Source organism: Metabacillus rhizolycopersici (assembly GCF_020075705.1).
Genome location: NZ_JAIQUM010000021.1, coordinates 48,179 through 67,433 on the forward strand (window position 1 = coordinate 48,179; position 19,255 = coordinate 67,433).

The window sequence follows — 19,255 nt, forward strand, 5'->3', positions numbered from 1 at the left end:
AGTATGCCAAGTTTAAAAGTATCACTTTTCTATCACAGCTAGCTTCTACAACACATGACGTGTCAAATGATTCATAAACTCTTGAAACGCTCTCTGACCTTCATCGTCACGTTTAAATACACCCGCATGTTCAAGGATGGCTGCAAAGACAATGCCAACTTCTTTCCGTAAGATGTCATGTACGTTTTCATTGGAAAGTTCCGTGTTCTTTGCTTTAACTTTTTTGGCCCATTCTAAATGCTTGGCGATATCTTCATTTTTTTCGATTTCTGATTCAAATTCATCCGAAATGAGGCAGTCAGCTAGTACGTTCATTTCCTCTTTTAACCGTCCAGGTAATACCGCAAGACCCATCACTTCAATTAGACCAATATTTTCCTTTTTAATATGATGTACTTCCTCATGCGGATGGAAAATACCCATTGGATGTTCATCACTTGTTCGATTGTTACGAAGAACTAAATCGATTTCGAATAGTTCACCCCTTCTTCTTGCAATTGGCGTAATGGTATTATGGGGTGTTTCTTCCGTGAATGAAAAGATCTCAACATCTGCATCGCTGTACTTTCTCCAACTTTGTAGAATATGATCCGATAATTCTACAAGTTCATCGCGCTTTCTGCCTTGTAGACGAACAACGGACATCGGCCATTTGACAATACCTGCTCGTACATCTGGATAATTTTTAAACGTAAATTCCTTTTCAATTTCTGCATTCGCCATCGGAAAATCATGGTGACCACCTTGAAAATGATCATGCGTTAAAATTGATCCTCCCACGATGGGTAAGTCTGCATTTGAGCCAAGGAAATAATGAGGAAATTGATCAACAAATTGCAAAAGACGTGCGAATGTATCTTTTTCAATTTTCATTGGTTTATGTTCTGCTGATAAAACAATCGCATGCTCGTTATAATACACATATGGTGAGAACTGCAAAAACCATTGTTCATCGTTTAACTGAACAGGAATAATCCGATGATTTTGTCTCGCTGGATGATTCACACGACCTGCATAGCCGGTATTTTCCTTACATAACAAGCATGTTGGATACGAATTTTCCTTCATTTTCTTTGCAGCCATTATAGCTTTTGGATCTTTTTCGGGCTTTGATAAGTTAATCGTCATCTCTAAATCGCCGTATTCTGTTTGTACCAGCCACTGTTCGTTTTTGGCGATCCGGTCTGTCCGTATATAATGAACAGCTTTTGAAAACTCGTAAAAAGCTTTAGTCGATGCTTCTGCTCCTTCTTTTTCATAACACTCAAAAAAACGGCGATTCATCTCAGAAGGCAGTGGAACAAAGCATGCCATTAGATCCGTATCTAGTAAATCGCGATACGTTACAGTATTTTCTTCTATCCTTCCATTCTCTGCTGCCCAATCTAAAATTTTTTCTAAAATCGCAACAGGAGTATCCATCTGTTCCTTCGCTACTTCCACTACCTCAAACTCATCGAGTCTCAATACGCTCAATATTTTATTACGAACAACCTCTATATCCCATTTTGTGATTAATTCTTTATTTAAACCATACTGTAGTAACCGTTCAATTTGCTCATAAATAGAAATGACCACAGGTAGACCCCTTTCTTTAAAAAGAGTAGTAATAGCATGGTGATTTACCTTCTCTTTTGTAGACGGTTATTTCTCATAGCCATTTGGATGCATCTGGAACCAGTTCCATGCGGTTTCAATTATTTTTTCAAGTGAAGTATAACGTGGCTGCCAGCCTAATTCTTTTATTGCTTTTGCCTGGGATGCAACAAGTTTTGCAGGATCTCCCGCACGTCTAGGAGCCAATTCTTCCGGAATGCGATGACCTGTTACGTTACGTGCTGTATCAATGACCTCTCTTACAGTAAATCCATTTCCATTCCCCAGGTTGTATGTGCCACTCTTGTTATCACGTCGTAATTTTTCAATCGCTAAAATATGAGCATCCGCCAAGTCTGTTACATGAATGTAGTCACGGACACATGTACCATCATGTGTATCATAATCATCACCAAAAATACTGATTTTCTCACGTTTCCCCAATGCCACTTGTAAAATAATCGGAATGAGATGCGTTTCCGGACTGTGGTCTTCTCCTAATTTTCCATCTATATGAGCACCCGCTACATTAAAGTAACGCAATACTACATATTTCATGCCATAGGCTTGTTCAGTCCATCTCAACATTTTTTCAATCGCCAATTTTGTTTCTCCATACGGATTCGTTGGCTCTGTCGGATCATCTTCTAAAATGGGGAAGTTTTTCGCTTCACCATATGTTGCAGCAGTTGAGGAGAACACGATTTTCTTTACATCATGTTTCACCATTGTACGCAATAAGCAAAGCGCTCCGTATACATTATTGTCATAATACGTTAACGGATTTTCTACACTTATACCAACAAGTGAATCAGCAGCAAAATGAACAACCGCTTCGATCTTGTGATTTGTAAACACATCTTCCAATAATGCTTCATCTCGCAAATCACCGACATAGAGTCTCGCACCGTCTATTACTGCTTGCCCGTGCCCTGTTTGCAGATTATCGACTACAATCACGTCTTCACCCTTGTCGACTAACTCGGAAACTGTATGACTGCCAATATATCCAGCTCCCCCACAAACTAAAATCGCCATTATATTCCCTCCCTTTTTTGTTAAATTGTTTCACGAACGAGCTCAGTTGCACCGCCACCTACTTGTACAACATAAAAGTCCGCTGTCAAACCTATTTTTTCTTTGTATTGTTTACCTACTTGTTCTATGAACAAATCAATTTTATTATTTTCTACAATGCTGATGGTGCATCCTCCAAAGCCTGCTCCCGTCATTCTTGAGCCAATCACACCTTCTTGCATCCAAGCCATTTCGACTAATGCATCTAATTCCTTTCCTGTTACTTCATAGTCATCACGTAACGACTCATGCGATTTCTTCATTAATTCACCAAAGCCAGCAATATCACCTTGTTGAAGCTTACTAACTCCTTCTTTTGTACGAGCATTTTCATAAACTGCATGTTTAGCACGCTTGCGGTCAACAGGATTTTGAATAAGATGCTTATGCTGCTCAAACTGCTCTGGTGTTAATTCTCCTAACGAATAAATACTTAGTTCGACTTGAAGATCTTTTAACGCTCTTTCGCATTCCCCTCGACGCTCATTATATTTTGAATCTGCCAATCCTCTTTGTTTATTTGTATTCGCAATAATCAAGGAAGCATCCTGAAGTCTAAGGGGAGTATATGTAAAATCGAGTGTTTGACAGTTTAATAGAACAGCATGATCTTCCTTTCCCATTCCAATCGCAAACTGATCCATAATCCCGCAGTTCACACCGATAAATTCATTTTCTGCTTGCTGACTCATTTTCACCATACTGACCATATCTGTTTGTAAAGCAAATAATTCTTTTATCAATACCGCTGTCACTAATTCAATCGATGCAGAAGAAGATAATCCTGCTCCATTTGGAATATTGCCATAAAACAAGACATCGAAGCCTTTATCGATCACATATCCATGCTTTTTAAATGTGTGAATGATACCTTTTGGATAGTTGGCCCACTCATGTGATTCTTCATATTGAAGACGATCGAGTGAAAATTCAATCATACCGGTGTTCTCAGCATTCATCGAATACATTCTCATCATTTTGTCTTCTCGCTTTTGCAAAGCGGCATAGGTTCCGATGCTCAAGGCACATGGAAAAACATGCCCACCGTTATAATCCGTATGTTCTCCAATTAAATTGACACGACCCGGTGCGAAAAACACTCGAATCTGTTCATCTGAGCTGTTAAAAATGGTTATAAATTGATTGATTAGATTTTGATTCAAGTTCATCCCCCATTTCTTTCTATTAAATGCTGATTTTAGTGACTTATTATACTACCTCTTCACATTCAATCCTACATGACAGCCTAGGTATCTCTTTACACTCTTTTCTCCTAATCAACTAGAAACGTATATTTTGTCAAAGAAGAAAATAATTGATCCTTCTCTAAAACGTAAGAAGGAAAGTGTGGGTGATGAATAGCGTCGGGAAGTCCTTGTGTTTCTAAGCAAAGTCCTAAATACTTCTTACTTTTCACTCCGTAAACAGGTAGATCTTCTTGTAATTGATTACCTGTATATAAAACGACACTAACTTCATCTGTTTCGACTACGAGCTTACGTCCACTTTCTTCATCCCACATCGTAATTTCTCCATTATGATGGCTGTTTAAAAGAAAAGAATGATCATATCCTTGGCCAACTAATTGATTTTGTGGGTGATTAGAAATTACCCCTTCTTCGATTTCTCTTCCTTCACGAAAGTCAAAAACTGTGTCCGTTACATCTAGCAATTCTCCGGTTGGCAATAGCTGTTCATTTAATTCTACGAACTGGTTACTATCTATTTTCAAGACATGATGTAAAGCATCGCGTTTTAAATCACCACTTAAATTAAAATACGTATGATTCGTTAAATTTAATAACGTTGTTTTATCTGAGTTTGCTTGATAATGAATAAGGAACTCATTATCGTTATTTAGCAAATAAGTTATTGTTACCTGAACGGTTCCAGGATATCCTTCCTCTCCATCGGGACTCGTATAAGAAAACTGGATCCCCACTTCCTTCTCGTTCTTTAGGATGACAGCATCCCACAGAACATGACTAAACCCTTTTGAACCACCGTGAAGATGATTTCCGTTGTCATTCATTTCTAACTCAAATGATTGTCCATCCAGTTCGAATTGTCCGCCTTTTATTCGGCCAGATACACGCCCAACAACTGCTCCAAAGTAAGGAGAATGCTTCTCGTAGTCTTCCATGTTGTTGAAACCTAAAACAATATTTTCATAGTTTCCATCTCTATTAGGCGTTACTATTTTTGTAATAACACAACCGTAATTTAAACAGGTAATTTCTATATTTTGATCATTTATTAACGTATATGCGTCTACATTTTGTCCATTTATTTCACCAAACGGTTTCTGAACGATCCTCATTTTTCCCCTCCAAAAGTACAATACAATTGCTTATCAATTAAAAGTGATTGGTAAATTTCAAACATAACTAGAAAAAAAGCTGCAGCCTTTAACGCCCCTAGTGGTCAATTCTGAAAATGGGAAAAGAACAACATTCTCTTCCCATTTTGATAACAGTGCCTTAGTGAGAGCTTCTTTTAGTTGTATTTTTTACTTAGAGCTATAGGAGAATATGCATTTGGATCATACGGAAGAATTGTAAATGAAAATTGGAAATCCTCATTATCTAATCGATATTGTTCCTGTACATCTTCTCCACAGCTTGCCGAACCTAAACCATATTGTTGTTTATCAATATGAACTGTAATATATGGTTGCTTCACTAGGTCATATGTGTGCTTTGCTGTTTCTAATTGTTCAACTGTATAATGGCTTGCCGAGAAGTCAAAAGTATTTCCAGTGACTAGAAGACTTTTACCGTCCCTTTGTGAAAAGCTTGCCCATTTATTTTGATGACGATTTCCGTTTTCTTGCGGAAAAATATATGGTGTATGCATACCATCGACTGTTGAGGACCAAACGCCCATCCTTGCCGCTAACTTACTATCGACATAGGCTTCATTAGGCCCTAAGCCATACCACCCGACATCATCGTACGTGTTTTTTAACGTCATCTCTACACCGATTCGCGGCAGAGATTTAGGCCCTTGACCGGATTTGACCGCTTTAATGTCTACTAAAATACTTCCATTTGCACTGATTGTATAGACATATATCACATCAAATCCCCAGGCAATAACTGGTGGTGCTAATTTCGCCTCGCATTTAATGACTACGGTTTGCTTGTCTTCTAGTAGCTTTACTTCGGTTTGTTTCATTCGGTGTTGGATCGCATTCACACCAAATTCTTTCCACTGTTTTGCAACTGGCTTTGCATGAAACTCTTCGCTTCCTAATAAATCATTATCAATTGGAGCTCTCCAGAAGTTCAACCTTGGACCATTATGCAACATTTGCTGTCCATCATAGTAATAATCCTCAATGCGGCCATTTTGCTTATTGAAGGTCAAGTGAAAATTAGAACCGACAATTTTTATTGTTGATGTTGTATCCACTACATTTAATTGCCCAATTAGTTGTTGTTCGACTGTAACATTTCGAGAGATTGGAAGCTCATGCTGTGACCATGCGACAGTGTGCCCTGATGCTGCCCAACGTGTCGATTCTTTTGTTGTCCACACAAGATTTAACCAATAATCCGTATTTTCTTTCACAACACTTGGTACTTGAATTGGTAATCCTATCACTTTAGAAGTATTTTGATCTATCTCTGGCACATCAACAATACCACTTTCCAAAATAGTCCCATCTGCCTCTATAAACCACTGACATTGTAAGTTCGATAAATCAGAAAAATCATATCGATTGTTTACCTCTATCGTACTTTCTTCAAAATTGAAATTTGATACCTTCACTGGTTCAATTACTTTTTTATACTCAGCTAATGCTGGGGATGGCTTTCGATCAGGCCGTATTAATCCGTCAATAACAAAATTGCCATCATGTGGTGTCTCTCCAAAGTCTCCTCCATAAGCGAAATATTCTTCACCCTCTGGAGTATATTGTCTTATCCCATGATCGACCCATTCCCAAACAAAACCACCCTGCAATCGATCAAATGCATAAAACGTTTCCCAATATTCTTTGAAGCCTCCTGGACCATTTCCCATTGCATGTGCATACTCGCATAAAATATGAGGCTTCTCCAAGTCTGTCAATTCACCAATTACCTTCATTTGAGCAATGGAAGTATACATAGAAGTATGAACGTCTGATGCAATTGGATCCTTCGTTGGAACGAAATCATCCTCAAGCAATATTTCTCTTGTCTCTCCTTCATAATGGACTAATCTCGAAGGATCTCTTCTTTTTGCCCATTCATACATCGCAATATGATTTTGTCCAAATCCCGATTCATTTCCTAATGACCACATGATAACAGATGGGTGGTTCTTATCTCGCTCTACCATTCTCTCAATTCTATCTACATAAGCTGCTTCCCATGCTGGGTCATTACTTAATAAATGTGGTTGTCCGATTTTGGTTAGACCGTGGCATTCAAGATCAGCCTCATCAATAACATAAAAACCAAATTCATTACATAGTTCATAAAAGCGCGGATCATTCGGATAATGTGCTGTACGGATTGCATTAATATTATGCTGTTTCATTAACATTAAATCCTGGGTCATTGAACTGACAGGAACAGCGCGACCATAATCAGGATGAGCGTCATGTCTATTAACACCTTTAAACATAATTGCTACACCATTAACTAATAATTGCCCGCCTTTAATTTCAACATTTCTAAATCCACATTTTTGTGGAATCACTTCAACGACATCACCTGATTTGTTCACCAAAGTAACAACTACATCATATAAGGATGGAGATTCTGCATTCCATTGTTTCACACCCTTAATATTGATGTGACCTATCACTAACTCACTGTCTATATGCTGTTGATGAGAGGCAATGACAACGCCCTTATCTTGGATTTCTACTATGACTTGGTGATCTTGATACTCTCCTGTAACAGCGAGTTCAAAGTCTAGGCGTCCATCTTGAAAATCATTTTCTAAAGCACCGTTCACCAACACATCTCGAATATGAGTTGTTGGTTTTGACACAAGATATACATCTCTAAATATGCCACTTAACCACCACATATCTTGATCTTCAATATACGATGACTCCGCCCACTGATACACTCTTACAGCAATACTATTTTCTCCTTCTTTTACTACATTTGTAATGTCAAACTCAGAAGGAAGACGACTACCTTGACTATACCCAACTAGTTTGCCATTAACCCAAACATGAAAAGAGCTGTCTACACCCTCAAACATTAAATGTAACTTATCTGAAAGTGCCTCCTTTGATAAATAAAACGTTCTTTTGTATGCCCCTGTTGGATTTTCAGATGGAATATACGGTGGCTCTACTGGAAAAGGATACTGTACATTTGTATAATGCGGCTTCCCATATCCGTTTAATTGCCAATGTGATGGAACTTGTATACTTGACCATTCATCTGTGCAATAATCCTCTTTATAAAAATCGCTCGGTGATTCAATTGGAGAATTTGCATAATGAAACTTCCAATTTCCATTTAATAATAAAAATCCTTGTGAAGCCCCTCTCTCATACGAGAGTGCGGTTGATTTATTTTTATAGCTATAAAAATGTGCTCTTGGTTTAAGTCGATTCTTTTGTAATACCTCTAGGTTTTCCCAATCGTTTCGTGAAATCATTGTTATTCTCCCCTCTATATCCTTTATCCTTTAACTGAACCGCCATAAATTCCAGCGATAAAATATTTTTGAAGTAGTAAAAACAAGATTAATACTGGCACAATACTGACAACAGCCCCCGCCAATACTTGTCCATATTGTACGACCTGACCTGGAGCAACTAACATTGATAAAAGTACTGGTAACGTTGTACTTTCTCTCTCTTGCAATATGATGAGCGGCCACAAGTAGTTACCCCATTGTTCAATGAAGCTCAATATTCCTAATGCTGCTAAAGATGGTAAAGAAGTTGGCAAAATAATTTTATGAAAAATCGAAATTTCACTTGCTCCATCGATTCTTGCCGCTTCAATCATTTCAGTTGGAATCCCCAACATATTTTGCCTCATAAAGAAAACGCCAAATGCATTTGCAAGCGCTGGTAAAATAACGGCTTGCGGCTGATTTTGCCATCCTAAACCGATCACCATTTTAAATAAAGGAATTAATGTCACTTGCGCGGGTAGCATCATCGTAAGGAGTACTACAAAGAACAATACATTTTTCCCTTTAAACTCATATTTAGCGAAGGCATATCCTGCAATCGCACATAAATATAGAGTAGAAATCGTAAAAACAATCGAGATGAACAAACTGTTTCCTAACCCTTTCCATATAGGGGCAGATGCAGCTAACCCAGTCAAATTGTCCATAAACCCACTGCTCGGTAATAGCTTTGGAGGGAATTGGAAAATTTCACTATCTGATAATGTAGAACCTATAAACATCCAATAAAATGGATAAACAGACGCTATACAAACTGCAATTAAAAATGTATACGCTATTATTTTTGTAAAGAGGGATGACTTTTTCATTAAATTTCCCCTCCTCTTGATAGTTTTATTTGGAAGAAACTTATAATCCCAACAATAATGGTAATGATGTATGCTGCTGCAGATGCATAACCAAATTGAAAACTTTGGAATCCAAACTGGTAAATGTACATGACAGGTGTATTCGTTGCATTATTAGGCCCACCCATCGTTAACAAAGATGGCTCTGTAAATAATTGAATCGTCCCGATTGTAGATAAAATCCCACAAAACAGCAGGATAGGTTTTAACATCGGAATGGTAATCTTGAAAAACTGTGTAAACTTATTTGCTCCATCAATTTCTGCAGATTCATATAACGACTCATCTATAGCAGTTAATCCTGCTAATAAAATAATTGTATTGTATCCTACCCATCTCCACGTTACAGCAATAATGATTAATATCTTTGACCAGAAGGGGTCACTGAACCATAGAATCGGATCGATATGAAAAAGCCCTAATAAGTAATTCACCATACCGTATTGCTCATGGAAAATAATTGAAAATACAATTGAATAGGTTACTAAATCTATTAAAACAGGCAAAAATATCATCAATCGAAATAATGGCTTTGCTTTAATAAATTTGGAGTTTAATATAACAGCCAGTAATGAACCTAAAATAAGCATGATAGGTACTTGTATGATTAAAATAATAAAAACATTAGATAGAGATTTCCAAAACAAACCATCTGTTAGTATATTTTTAAAATTTTCTAAGCCAATCCACTCAGATGTATTTCCTTGAGTAGACGTGAATGATAAATACAATGATTCAATTATTGGATACACCATAAAAATAATAAACACGATGAAAAATGGAGATAAAAATAGATATGGAACTAATATCTTCTGATTCCACTTTTTCTTTCTTACTGTAATCTTTGGATCTTTTTTACTCACAACAGTCGTAACTTCCATTTCTCAACCTCCTATAAATGAATAGGTGTTCAACTTACAAACACCTATTCTTCTATATTATTCGTTTATATCGAGATTCGTTGTTTTAGAAATTGATGTAGCCGCAGTTTCCATCGATTTATCTACGTCTTTACCTTCTAACACTGCACCAATCATGTCATTAACTGGTTTCGTTGCATCTAACATAATTGGACCGTGATCCATTTTTTCAATATTTGAAGTTAGCCCTGCGAAAAAAGGATATACTTCCATTTCAAAATAGTCATTATATTCTTTAAATACTTCACTCTGATAGAAAGGAGTATATGAAGGGAATAGTCCGTAATTTAACATGACAGTTTGTCCTTCTTCTGTCGTTAAAACGTATTCAATAAATTTAAATGCTGCGTCTGCATTTTTTGACTGCTTTGATATAGTTAAAATTGAGCCACCTAAATTAGCCTGTGTATTCCCACCTTCTTCAAAGGCTGGTAAAGGAACAATTCCCCAATTTCCTGCTTGTTGTTCAACAGAATGCTGCAACGTACCTGCATACCATACTGGTAAAATAACTGACGCGATTTTTTCATTGTTTAGCTCTGTAATACGGCCATTCCAATCTTTCACACTAATCGCAACATCTTCATCCTTCATCTCTTTTTGCAGTAAAAGTGCTTCTTTTGATTCAGGTGAATTCACATTGATCTTTCCGTCTTTCACATATGTACCACCTAGTTGGTTTAGGAAAACTTCGTAAAGATCAAAATCGTTTGTATAACCTGTCATCGTTGTTTCTGGTATCGCCTTTTTCAATTCCTTTCCAGCTTCTATATAATCTTCCCACGTTTTAATTGATGCTATATCAATTCCAGCCTTTTCAAAAAGGTCTTTTCGATAATACAACGCAGATGGACCTATATCCCAAGGCATTGCGTATACTTTTCCATCTTTTGAAACAGATTCCCATGAGGACTCGAGAAATTTATCCTGATAGTCCTTCGTTTTTTCTGTCAGATCAACAAATTGATCAGGGAACTTATTTAAAAATGCTGGAAAATCCCTTGCTTGTGTTTGAATAATATCAGGTGCCCCTGTTCCTGCCGCTAAAGCTGGTGTCACTTTTGAATACTCTGGATCTACTTGTAAAATTTCCACTTTAATATCTGGATACTTTTTATTAAATCCTTCAATCTGGTCGGTTAGTGCGTTGGCTGCAGCATTCCATGCCGCTACTTTAATTGTTGTTTCGCCTTCAGAGGTATTACTTTCTTCTGAACTCCCACCACCGCAAGCTGCTAAAAATATGGATGTTACAAAAAATAAGGACACTAATACTAATTTTTTCACTTTTCTCACTCTCCCCTTATTTATTAAATTTGTGGTCACGTGACCACATTGCTTTTAAAAATATTGTGGTCACGTGACCACAATATTCAAAAAATAAGATAAAATTTTTGGCTTGAAAATATTTTCAAGCTCTATTTAAAATATAAATCATCCTGAAAACGCTGTCAATGTTTTTTTACAGATTCTCTTTCTATTAATCTACCTTCACTTTCAATCTTTGTCTCAATTTTCATTTCGTTGTGAAGCTGGTCTAATAACTGTTGAACAAGCATTTTACCAATTTCCCTTTTGGGAATATCGATGGTTGTCAATGTTGGTGTTACTATTTTAGCTAATTCAATATTATCAACACCAATGACTGATATGTCATCTGGAACCTTTTTTCCACTTTCAATAATTGCCCTCATAGCTCCTGCTGCTAACAGATCATTTGTCGCTGCAACAGCCGTAAATGATTGTCCATTTTCTAGTAAAGACTTTATCTCATCATATCCCGTCGTTAATTTATCTTGATACATCGCGATAAATTTTTTGTAATACTCTTTAACTGGTAAATGATGCGCATCCATTGCAAGTTTATATCCCTCATATCTAGGATTTCCATAAGCATTCTCAAAATAATGACCTAAAAAGACAATCTCCTTATGCCCTTTTTCTATTAAATGCTCTACTGAATTTGTCATTACCTTTATTAAATCAACAAAGACATGCGGAGTCTTGATTTCTTCTTGACGGTCCCAATAGACAGATAATGGCTTTTTTTGCACACCACTGTTAAGCTTGATTACATTACCTATTTCATACGGAGCAAGTAAAATGATTCCATCATAAGGTCCTTCTAATACTTGCTTCAAATAATTCAATCTTTCCTTCGTAATATTATATAGCGATAAAGAATATCCTTTCTCTAGTGCTGCTTCCTCAATCCCAACAAACATTTCCGAAAAAAACGAATTCGTAATAGATGGTGTTAAACACGCAATTTGTTTATACGATTTCATCCGTAAATTTCGTGCGGCTTGATTAGGTATATAATTCAGTTCTGCAATTGCTGATTCTACTCTTTCTCTAGCTTCTGTCGTCACATATCCATTATTATTAATGACACGCGACACTGTTGATGGTGAAACACCCGCTTTTTGTGCAACCTCTTTTCTTGTAACCATTTGTTCTCCTTTCTCCTCATACAGTCCAAAATACTTTTTACAGTGGATGTTGATTTATCGAACTTACCTTTATAAGTAATACTATACAATACTATTGATTTGATATGTATAAAAAAGGAGATTTTCTGTGATAAGGGACTGTCCCCTACCGCTTTAAAGTGGTAGGGAACAGTCCCTTAAATACTATTTCACATAATCGAAAGATCCATTAGTTGAAAACTGTGGCAACCAGTTTCCATGTGCTTCAATTAATTCGTCACACATAGAAATAATATCGTCCATCGATAACTCCGCACTTGTATGTGGGTCAAGCATTGCTGCTTGGTATACATGCTCTCGTTTTCCTGAGATCGCTGCTTCGATTGTTAATAATTGTGTATTAATATTTGTTCTGTTCAGTGCAGCTAGTTGCTCTGGTAGATCACCAATGTAGGTTGGCATAATTCCATTGCGATCGACCACACAAGGTACTTCAACAACTGCTTTTTCTGGGAGATTGCTAATCAAACGCCCTGTATTTAGCACATTTCCGCCAAATTTGAATGGCACATTCGTTTCCATCGCTTCAATAATTCTTGAACCATACTCATGTGAACGAGTATGCGTAAGCTGACTGTTGTTCACCATTTCTTCCCGCATTGACACCCATTCCTCAATTTGAGACACACAACGACGTGGGTATTCATCAAGCGGAATATTGAACTTTTCTATTAGCTCAGGATATCTGCTCTTAATAAAATATGGATGGTACTCTGCATTATGCTCAGATGACTCTGTGATATAGTATCCGAACTTGTCCATTAATTCGTAGCGAACCATATCCTCATGCTTTGATTGTTGTCTTTCCTTGGCACGACGCTTGATTTCTGGATATAAATCCTTGCCATCACGTTTTACCTCAAGCAACCAGGCCATATGGTTAATACCAGCGATTTTTTCTTCAATTCCTTCATGGTCCATCCCTAAGTCCTTAAACAGGTGCTCTGTACAAACCTGAACACTATGACATAATCCAATTGTTTTCACATTTGTGTAGCGCAGCATTGCCCCTGTTAAAGCGGCCATCGGATTTGTATAATTTAAGAAAAGGGCATCTGGACAAACCTCTTCAATATCCTTGGCAAAATCTAACATAACAGGAATTGTCCGAAGCGCTCTGAAAATCCCACCAATACCAGTCGTATCGGCAATTGTTTGCTGTAAACCATATTTTTTAGGAATCTCAAAGTCTATCACTGTACTAGGCTTATACCCACCTACTTGGATTGCATTAATAACATATTTCGCTCCACGTAAAGCATCTTTTCGATCAGAGTATGATTTGATCGTTACATTACTATTGTAGTTTTCCTTTAAGTTATTCAACATATTTTCTGAGTCTTTTAGACGCTGCTCATCAATATCGAAAAGGGCAAATTCAAATCCTGCTAATGCTGGTACAAACAAACAATCTCCTAGGACATTTTTTGTGAAAATCGTACTTCCTGCTCCAATAAAAGTAATTTTAGACATATTTCATCTTCCTTCCTTATAACTTTTTATTTTTTTACCCTTTCACTGAACCCGCGGATAAACCTGCGATGAAGTATTTTTGTAAGAATAAGAATAAAATGGTCATTGGTAACATCGACATTAAGGCCGCAGCAGCTACTAAGTTAAGATTATTTTGATTTGAACCAAAGAAATTGGCTAATGAAACGGTTAATGTATGCATCGAACTATCTTGTAAGAAGAAGATCGCAAACTGGTAATCATTCCAAATGTACACACAAGATATAATAAGAATCGATGCAGTTATTGGTTTTAACAAAGGAAATACAATTCGGAAAAAAATTCCTAACGTACTAGCCCCATCAATCTTTGCAGCCTCTTCTAATTCCTTTGGTATCGTCGAACGGATGAAGCCTGCATATAAAAAGATCGTTAACGGCATAAATGCTGCAACATTATTTAAAATTGCCACCTCATACGTATTCATCATGCCAAAATCAACGACCAAATTGTACAATGGCACTAACGCAGTCAATGGTGGAATAATCATGATGGCTATAAATAAGAAGTAAAAAAACTTATTTAATTTTGTTTGACGACGCGCCAGTGGGTAGGCTGACATTGATCCAAACACAATCAATAATACGGCTGAAAACAGTGTGATAGTTGCCGTATTAAAAAACGAATTCCCTAAGTTTGCAAGTTCCCACGCCTCGGAAAAGTTTTGGAAATTCAATTGATCTGGAAAAACCCATTTTGAACTAAAATCACCTTTCGCTTTTAAAGAAGTCGTAATTAAAATATAGAAAGGAATAATATGAACGAACGTAATGAGAATAGCTAACCCTGTTAACAATCGTTTCCTTTTCTTATCTATGTATGTCATTATGCTTCAATCTCCTTCCGTCTAAAGTAAACGAGGGCAGCTAAGCTTAAAATAAGGATGATTACAGCCATGAAAACACCTTGAGTTGCTGCATAACCAGCATCCTGTCTTTTAAAATAAAGATCATACATAAACGTTGACATCGATTGAGAGGCATTTCCAGGTCCTCCACCAGTTAATGCAATAATCACATCAAATAATTTCAAACCACCGATAATATTTAGCACTACATTAATCGTGATCGATGGCATTAATAAAGGTAGTGTAATATTTTTAAACTGCTGAAGTGCAGATGCACCATCAATTTGAGCTGCTTCATAAAAATCTTTTGAGATACTTTGTAACCCAGCTAAATAAATAATCATGGCAACACCCACATATTGATACGTGTTGACAAACACAATGATCCACGTATTCATTTCAGGACTTGCTAACATGTTCATTTTTTCTAATCCAAAGAAAAGCAATACGTCATTAAGTGCTCCACCTTGAAAGGCAAAGAAGAAATACCAAATATACCCCATGATTAACGGACTAATAATTACTGGAAGGTAAATCACCGTTCGAGTAATCGCCTTCATTCTAATGCTTTGATTTAACAGTATCGCGTAAAGTAAGCCAATAATATTTTGTAAAACCGTGCTTCCGACTCCATAAAGTAATGTATTTTTCACAACAAGCCATGTTGTTGGATCTGTAAACATTCGCTTGTATTGGTCTAAGCCTACCCAATCATAACTTTGCGAAAATCCATTCCAATTCGTAAAAGATAATTGAATCCCATTAATGAATGGATATAGAATAAACAGAAACACGATGACAAAGCTGGGCATGTACATCCACCAAAGAGAAGATTGCTTTTTCTCTTTTCGCTTCGGCGCTTTCTTGGCAACCGCTATCTTTCTACTGGTTACTAGTTCGCTCATAATATCAACTCCTCATTTAGACGTAGAGCTTTATAGTGAATAAGGGGAGAGCCATTTATGCGCCCCTTATCCATTTACTAGGATCTACACGAAGCTACTGATTTCTTAATCGTTCATACTCTTCGCCCATTTTTTTTGATAACTGTTCAGGAGTTAAGCTACCTGAAAGCAATTCTTGACCGGAAGTCCCCATAACATCCCACATTCCACTTGGTAGATAAACACGATCAAAGTAAGGTTGAACAGCAGTATCCTCAAATTCTTTATAGAAAACAGAGAAATAGTTTTCCGCTTCTACATTCGTTAAAGCATCTGGTGCAGATGTGCCTTCTGCAATTGTTTTAACGTTTTCTGGTTGAGCAAAAAAGTCAAGTAAACGTCTTGCTTCATCAGGATGCTCTGTGTCTTTCCAAACAGCTAATGTATGACGCTCTCCACCAATCCAGCTCGGCTTATCACCTTCATGTATCGCCGGCACAGGCATTGTACCTATTTTCACATCTGGGTTTAATTCTGTAGCATCAGGACCAAGTGATCCTGCAACGAACGTGAAAGCAATCTTATTTTGTGCAATTAACTCAGTTGCTTGTTGTAATTGCGCTGTTAAAACATCTTCATTTAACAACCCTTTGTCTTGAATTTCCTTCATTTTAGTAGCAAGTAGTGTGTAATTCTTCCAGTCAAATGTTCCATTTACTAATTGATCTCCATAGCTATTCTCGGCATCAGTAATTAGTAATGGAGTCGCAAGCTCGTCAAAAATTTGTGCAATGGCAGATTTATCACTACCTGGAATCCATAGTGGTACAACTTCTCCGTTGCTTTTTTCTTTAACTGTTTCTAACGCTTTCATAAATTCATCAAGTGTTGACGGTGGTTCAATACCATACTCTTTTAACACCTCAACATTATAGCTAATACCATCTTTTGCTTGGTTTAATGGAAATGCGTACACTTTCCCATCTTCATCTTTAATAATTGGATTTAACGCAGGATCAAGATTCTGTACCCAATCCATATCCTTTAAATCAGCGACATATTCACCATATCGAAGCTGTGACCAGCCATGTGTATCAAATAAATCCGGCATATCATTTGCTGCCATCTTTACGCGAAGCATATCTTCATAATCTCCAGGTGAATTTACTTCAACATCAATTTCAGGATTTGCTTCTTCAAATTTTGCTATAACACTTTCAAATGCCTTCTTTTCGCCTTCGTTATTCATTGATGAGAAAAGAGATAATGTTACTTTATCGTCATCTCCAGCAGCCTTATTTGATGCACTGTTTGAGCAACCTGAAACAATCAAACTGAAAGCGATTACAATAAAGGACATATTCATAAGCTTTTTCATGTATTTTTCTCCCCTATTTTCTTAGTGAAATAAATGCCTCTTCCTGCGATTAGAACATGTTGTAAGATACACCTTATTTTTTGCTATAACATTAAAGTTAACATATAATATAAATCTAGCTATTTCTCTTACAGAGAATGGTAGAGATTGAAAAGTCTCATGAAAGATAGTAAATAAATATCTATTCTGCAAAATGGATCTCTATCTACTTCTATGACTTTTCATCTCTTTCTTTATGCGTACAACCTGCCCCCTTAATGTCCCTATGTAAACAAATCATTTCTCCTAGTTCATCACCTCCTTAAAAGTGAAGCATTTGCCACAATCATGTTCGAAACATATATGATGATGGACACTTAAGAATCCACTTTCTTTTTAACCCCACAGCTATCACGAATAACTAACTTAGTAGGGAGCGTCACTTTAAGTGGAATATCTCTACCATTAATTCTGTCTAACAACATTTTCACACCAACTCGTCCCATTTGCTCTGTATAAACCTTAACGGACGTTAATGGCACACTAGCAAATTTCGCCATTTGAACATCATTAAAGCTAACAATTGCAATATCTTCTGGTACCTTTAAATTTGCCTCTTGAATTGCGCGCAGAGCTCCTATCGCCATCGAATCACTTGCAATAAAAAATGCTTCAGGTAGATTCCCCTTGCTAATCGCATCTTTCATCAACTGATATCCTTGTGTCATTGAAAACTCCCCAATAAACACTTGATCTCTCCGATAGGTTCCTTTCGATTTCATTATTTCTTCATATATCGTTAGACGCATATCCCTACTCACTAAATTGTTATCTGAAAAATCATCGCTCACACTTCCACCGATGTAACCAATTTCCTTAAATCCTTGATTCAATAAGTGTTCCATAGCACTAGTTGTTGCTTTTCTAAAATCAATCATGACCGAATCGTAACTATCCTCATCTGGTGAGTTATTGATAAACACAATATTATCCAAAGAATCTTTCAGTCTATTTAAAAGACCAAGGTTCATCCCACCAATCACAATCAACCCATCTATATCTTCAATGATTTGCTCTTGGTGGGAATCTGTAGACCTAATAACCTTGTTCGTATAAATCCCTTGATTTAAACACTCACTCTCAACACCTTGTCTAATAATAGAAAAGTATGGGTCGTCAACACCATCTTCTTCTTCTTCTAAGGAACAAGTTAAAATAATCCCAATTCTAGGACTACTTAAATTCTCAAGCTTTTGTTCATTTCTTCTCTTTCTCACAGTCGTATAGCCCAATTCCTTTGAAGCTTCAATTATTCGGTTTCTCGTTTCATCTGCGACTGAAAGTGTAGGGTCATTATTTAAAACTCTCGATACAGTTGAACTTGACACTTTTGCATAAGCTGCAATATCTTTTATCGTTGTCATCTCAATCCCCTTACTACACTTAGTAAATAAAATTCAATATAATTACCTTATTTTCACTAAATATTTACCTCTTATCCATAGAATAACAAAATTTTTAAACGCTTTCAATCTATTTTTTGAATATTATAAATTTTTAATTCGCATGAATATTCTACTTCCATGGACTTTTCCATCATTTTCTTTTCATAAAACTCATTTTCGACATTTACTAAAGTAGGATTCAACCACATAAATCGCTCAAGATCCCCACTAAATATTTAGTAAATATTTAGTAATCAATTTTAATTTGTACACTTTTTGGAAAATAGAAAATTATTTAGTTCCGAAGAGAAAACGAGAACTTAAAAAAGGAAATGCTGATACTAATATCGGCATTTCCTTTTCGTTTCCACACTATTGTTTTCTTTTCACTTAATTATGCACCTTGGATCTTTTAAGCTTGTCAACTATTCGTCATCATTTTCCAATTCAACAACTTTTCCACTATTAGCATCAATTGTTATATCTGCCTCACCATTTGAAGTCTTAAGCTCCATCTCATATTCATATCTACCATCATCTTCGTCTAACTCGATTTCAACAACTTCACCCGTGATGTTCTTTTTCGCAATTGCGATTGCTTCTTTTTCAGAAATCAATG

At 36.6% G+C, this 19,255-nt stretch carries 15 protein-coding genes; all 15 read right to left on the reverse strand.

The annotated features are described in order from the left end of the window. Positions 1–45: 45 nt before the first annotated feature. Positions 46–1,572 (reverse strand): UDP-glucose--hexose-1-phosphate uridylyltransferase, encoded by a 1,527-nt coding sequence (gene galT / locus K9V48_RS11510; RefSeq protein WP_224139156.1) that lies wholly within the window; start codon positions 1,570–1,572, stop codon positions 46–48. Positions 1,573–1,644: 72 nt separating this feature from the next. Next, positions 1,645–2,634, reverse strand: coding sequence for a UDP-glucose 4-epimerase GalE (gene galE, locus K9V48_RS11515; RefSeq protein ID WP_224139143.1), 990 nt, complete (start codon positions 2,632–2,634; stop codon positions 1,645–1,647). A 20-nt stretch (positions 2,635–2,654) separates the two neighbouring features. Beyond that, entirely contained in the window at positions 2,655–3,836 is a 1,182-nt protein-coding gene (locus tag K9V48_RS11520; protein ID WP_224139144.1) for a galactokinase, read from the reverse strand. Between the two features lie 110 nt (positions 3,837–3,946). Further along, positions 3,947–4,993 carry an aldose epimerase family protein gene (locus K9V48_RS11525; RefSeq protein ID WP_224139145.1) on the reverse strand — a complete coding sequence of 349 codons (1,047 nt, stop codon included), beginning with the start codon at positions 4,991–4,993 and terminating at the stop codon, positions 3,947–3,949. 176 nt (positions 4,994–5,169) lie between these two features. Continuing rightward, entirely contained in the window at positions 5,170–8,286 is a 3,117-nt protein-coding gene (gene lacZ, locus K9V48_RS11530; protein WP_224139146.1) for a beta-galactosidase, LacZ type, read from the reverse strand. Positions 8,287–8,309: 23 nt separating this feature from the next. Then, on the reverse strand, positions 8,310–9,140 hold the full coding sequence (locus K9V48_RS11535) for a carbohydrate ABC transporter permease (protein WP_224139147.1): 831 nt from the start codon (positions 9,138–9,140) through the stop codon (positions 8,310–8,312). Continuing rightward, positions 9,140–10,060 carry a carbohydrate ABC transporter permease gene (locus K9V48_RS11540; protein WP_111616252.1) on the reverse strand — a complete coding sequence of 307 codons (921 nt, stop codon included), beginning with the start codon at positions 10,058–10,060 and terminating at the stop codon, positions 9,140–9,142. The genes K9V48_RS11535 and K9V48_RS11540 overlap by 1 nt, the downstream gene beginning before the upstream one ends. 57 nt (positions 10,061–10,117) lie before the next feature. After that, positions 10,118–11,386, reverse strand: a complete 1,269-nt coding sequence (locus K9V48_RS11545; protein WP_224139148.1) for an ABC transporter substrate-binding protein — start codon at positions 11,384–11,386, stop codon at positions 10,118–10,120. A gap of 164 nt (positions 11,387–11,550) precedes the next feature. After that, positions 11,551–12,552 (reverse strand): LacI family DNA-binding transcriptional regulator, encoded by a 1,002-nt coding sequence (locus K9V48_RS11550; RefSeq protein WP_224139149.1) that lies wholly within the window; start codon positions 12,550–12,552, stop codon positions 11,551–11,553. Positions 12,553–12,735: 183 nt separating this feature from the next. Next, the gene (locus K9V48_RS11555; protein ID WP_224139150.1) at positions 12,736–14,064 is read right to left on the reverse strand and encodes an alpha-glucosidase/alpha-galactosidase; all 1,329 of its coding nucleotides are present in this window, start codon (positions 14,062–14,064) and stop codon (positions 12,736–12,738) included. A gap of 34 nt (positions 14,065–14,098) precedes the next feature. Continuing rightward, positions 14,099–14,929, reverse strand: a complete 831-nt coding sequence (locus K9V48_RS11560) for a carbohydrate ABC transporter permease (RefSeq protein ID WP_224139151.1) — start codon at positions 14,927–14,929, stop codon at positions 14,099–14,101. Further along, positions 14,929–15,855, reverse strand: coding sequence for a carbohydrate ABC transporter permease (locus tag K9V48_RS11565; RefSeq protein WP_224139152.1), 927 nt, complete (start codon positions 15,853–15,855; stop codon positions 14,929–14,931). The genes K9V48_RS11560 and K9V48_RS11565 overlap by 1 nt, the downstream gene beginning before the upstream one ends. A gap of 94 nt (positions 15,856–15,949) precedes the next feature. Beyond that, positions 15,950–17,212 (reverse strand): ABC transporter substrate-binding protein, encoded by a 1,263-nt coding sequence (locus K9V48_RS11570; RefSeq protein WP_224139153.1) that lies wholly within the window; start codon positions 17,210–17,212, stop codon positions 15,950–15,952. A 356-nt stretch (positions 17,213–17,568) separates the two neighbouring features. Further along, a complete protein-coding gene (locus tag K9V48_RS11575) occupies positions 17,569–18,615 on the reverse strand; it encodes a LacI family DNA-binding transcriptional regulator (protein ID WP_224139154.1) in 1,047 nt (348 codons plus the stop codon). A 446-nt stretch (positions 18,616–19,061) separates the two neighbouring features. Then, positions 19,062–19,255: PepSY domain-containing protein (locus K9V48_RS11580; RefSeq protein ID WP_224139155.1), on the reverse strand; the 194-nt coding region annotated here is incomplete at its 5' end.

Excerpts from the sequence above, each read along its gene's own strand:
- K9V48_RS11535 (WP_224139147.1), bottom strand. The coding sequence starts at position 9,140 with ATGAAAAAGTCATCCCTCTTTACAAAAATAATAGCGTATACATTTTTA.
- K9V48_RS11550 (WP_224139149.1), bottom strand. The coding sequence starts at position 12,552 with ATGGTTACAAGAAAAGAGGTTGCACAAAAAGCGGGTGTTTCACCATCA.
- K9V48_RS11540 (WP_111616252.1), bottom strand. The coding sequence starts at position 10,060 with ATGGAAGTTACGACTGTTGTGAGTAAAAAAGATCCAAAGATTACAGTA.
- lacZ (WP_224139146.1), bottom strand. The coding sequence starts at position 8,286 with ATGATTTCACGAAACGATTGGGAAAACCTAGAGGTATTACAAAAGAAT.
- galE (WP_224139143.1), bottom strand. The coding sequence starts at position 2,634 with ATGGCGATTTTAGTTTGTGGGGGAGCTGGATATATTGGCAGTCATACA.
- K9V48_RS11575 (WP_224139154.1), bottom strand. The coding sequence starts at position 18,615 with ATGACAACGATAAAAGATATTGCAGCTTATGCAAAAGTGTCAAGTTCA.
- K9V48_RS11555 (WP_224139150.1), bottom strand. The coding sequence starts at position 14,064 with ATGTCTAAAATTACTTTTATTGGAGCAGGAAGTACGATTTTCACAAAA.
- K9V48_RS11560 (WP_224139151.1), bottom strand. The coding sequence starts at position 14,929 with ATGACATACATAGATAAGAAAAGGAAACGATTGTTAACAGGGTTAGCT.
- K9V48_RS11565 (WP_224139152.1), bottom strand. The coding sequence starts at position 15,855 with ATGAGCGAACTAGTAACCAGTAGAAAGATAGCGGTTGCCAAGAAAGCG.
- K9V48_RS11570 (WP_224139153.1), bottom strand. The coding sequence starts at position 17,212 with ATGAAAAAGCTTATGAATATGTCCTTTATTGTAATCGCTTTCAGTTTG.
- K9V48_RS11525 (WP_224139145.1), bottom strand. The coding sequence starts at position 4,993 with ATGAGGATCGTTCAGAAACCGTTTGGTGAAATAAATGGACAAAATGTA.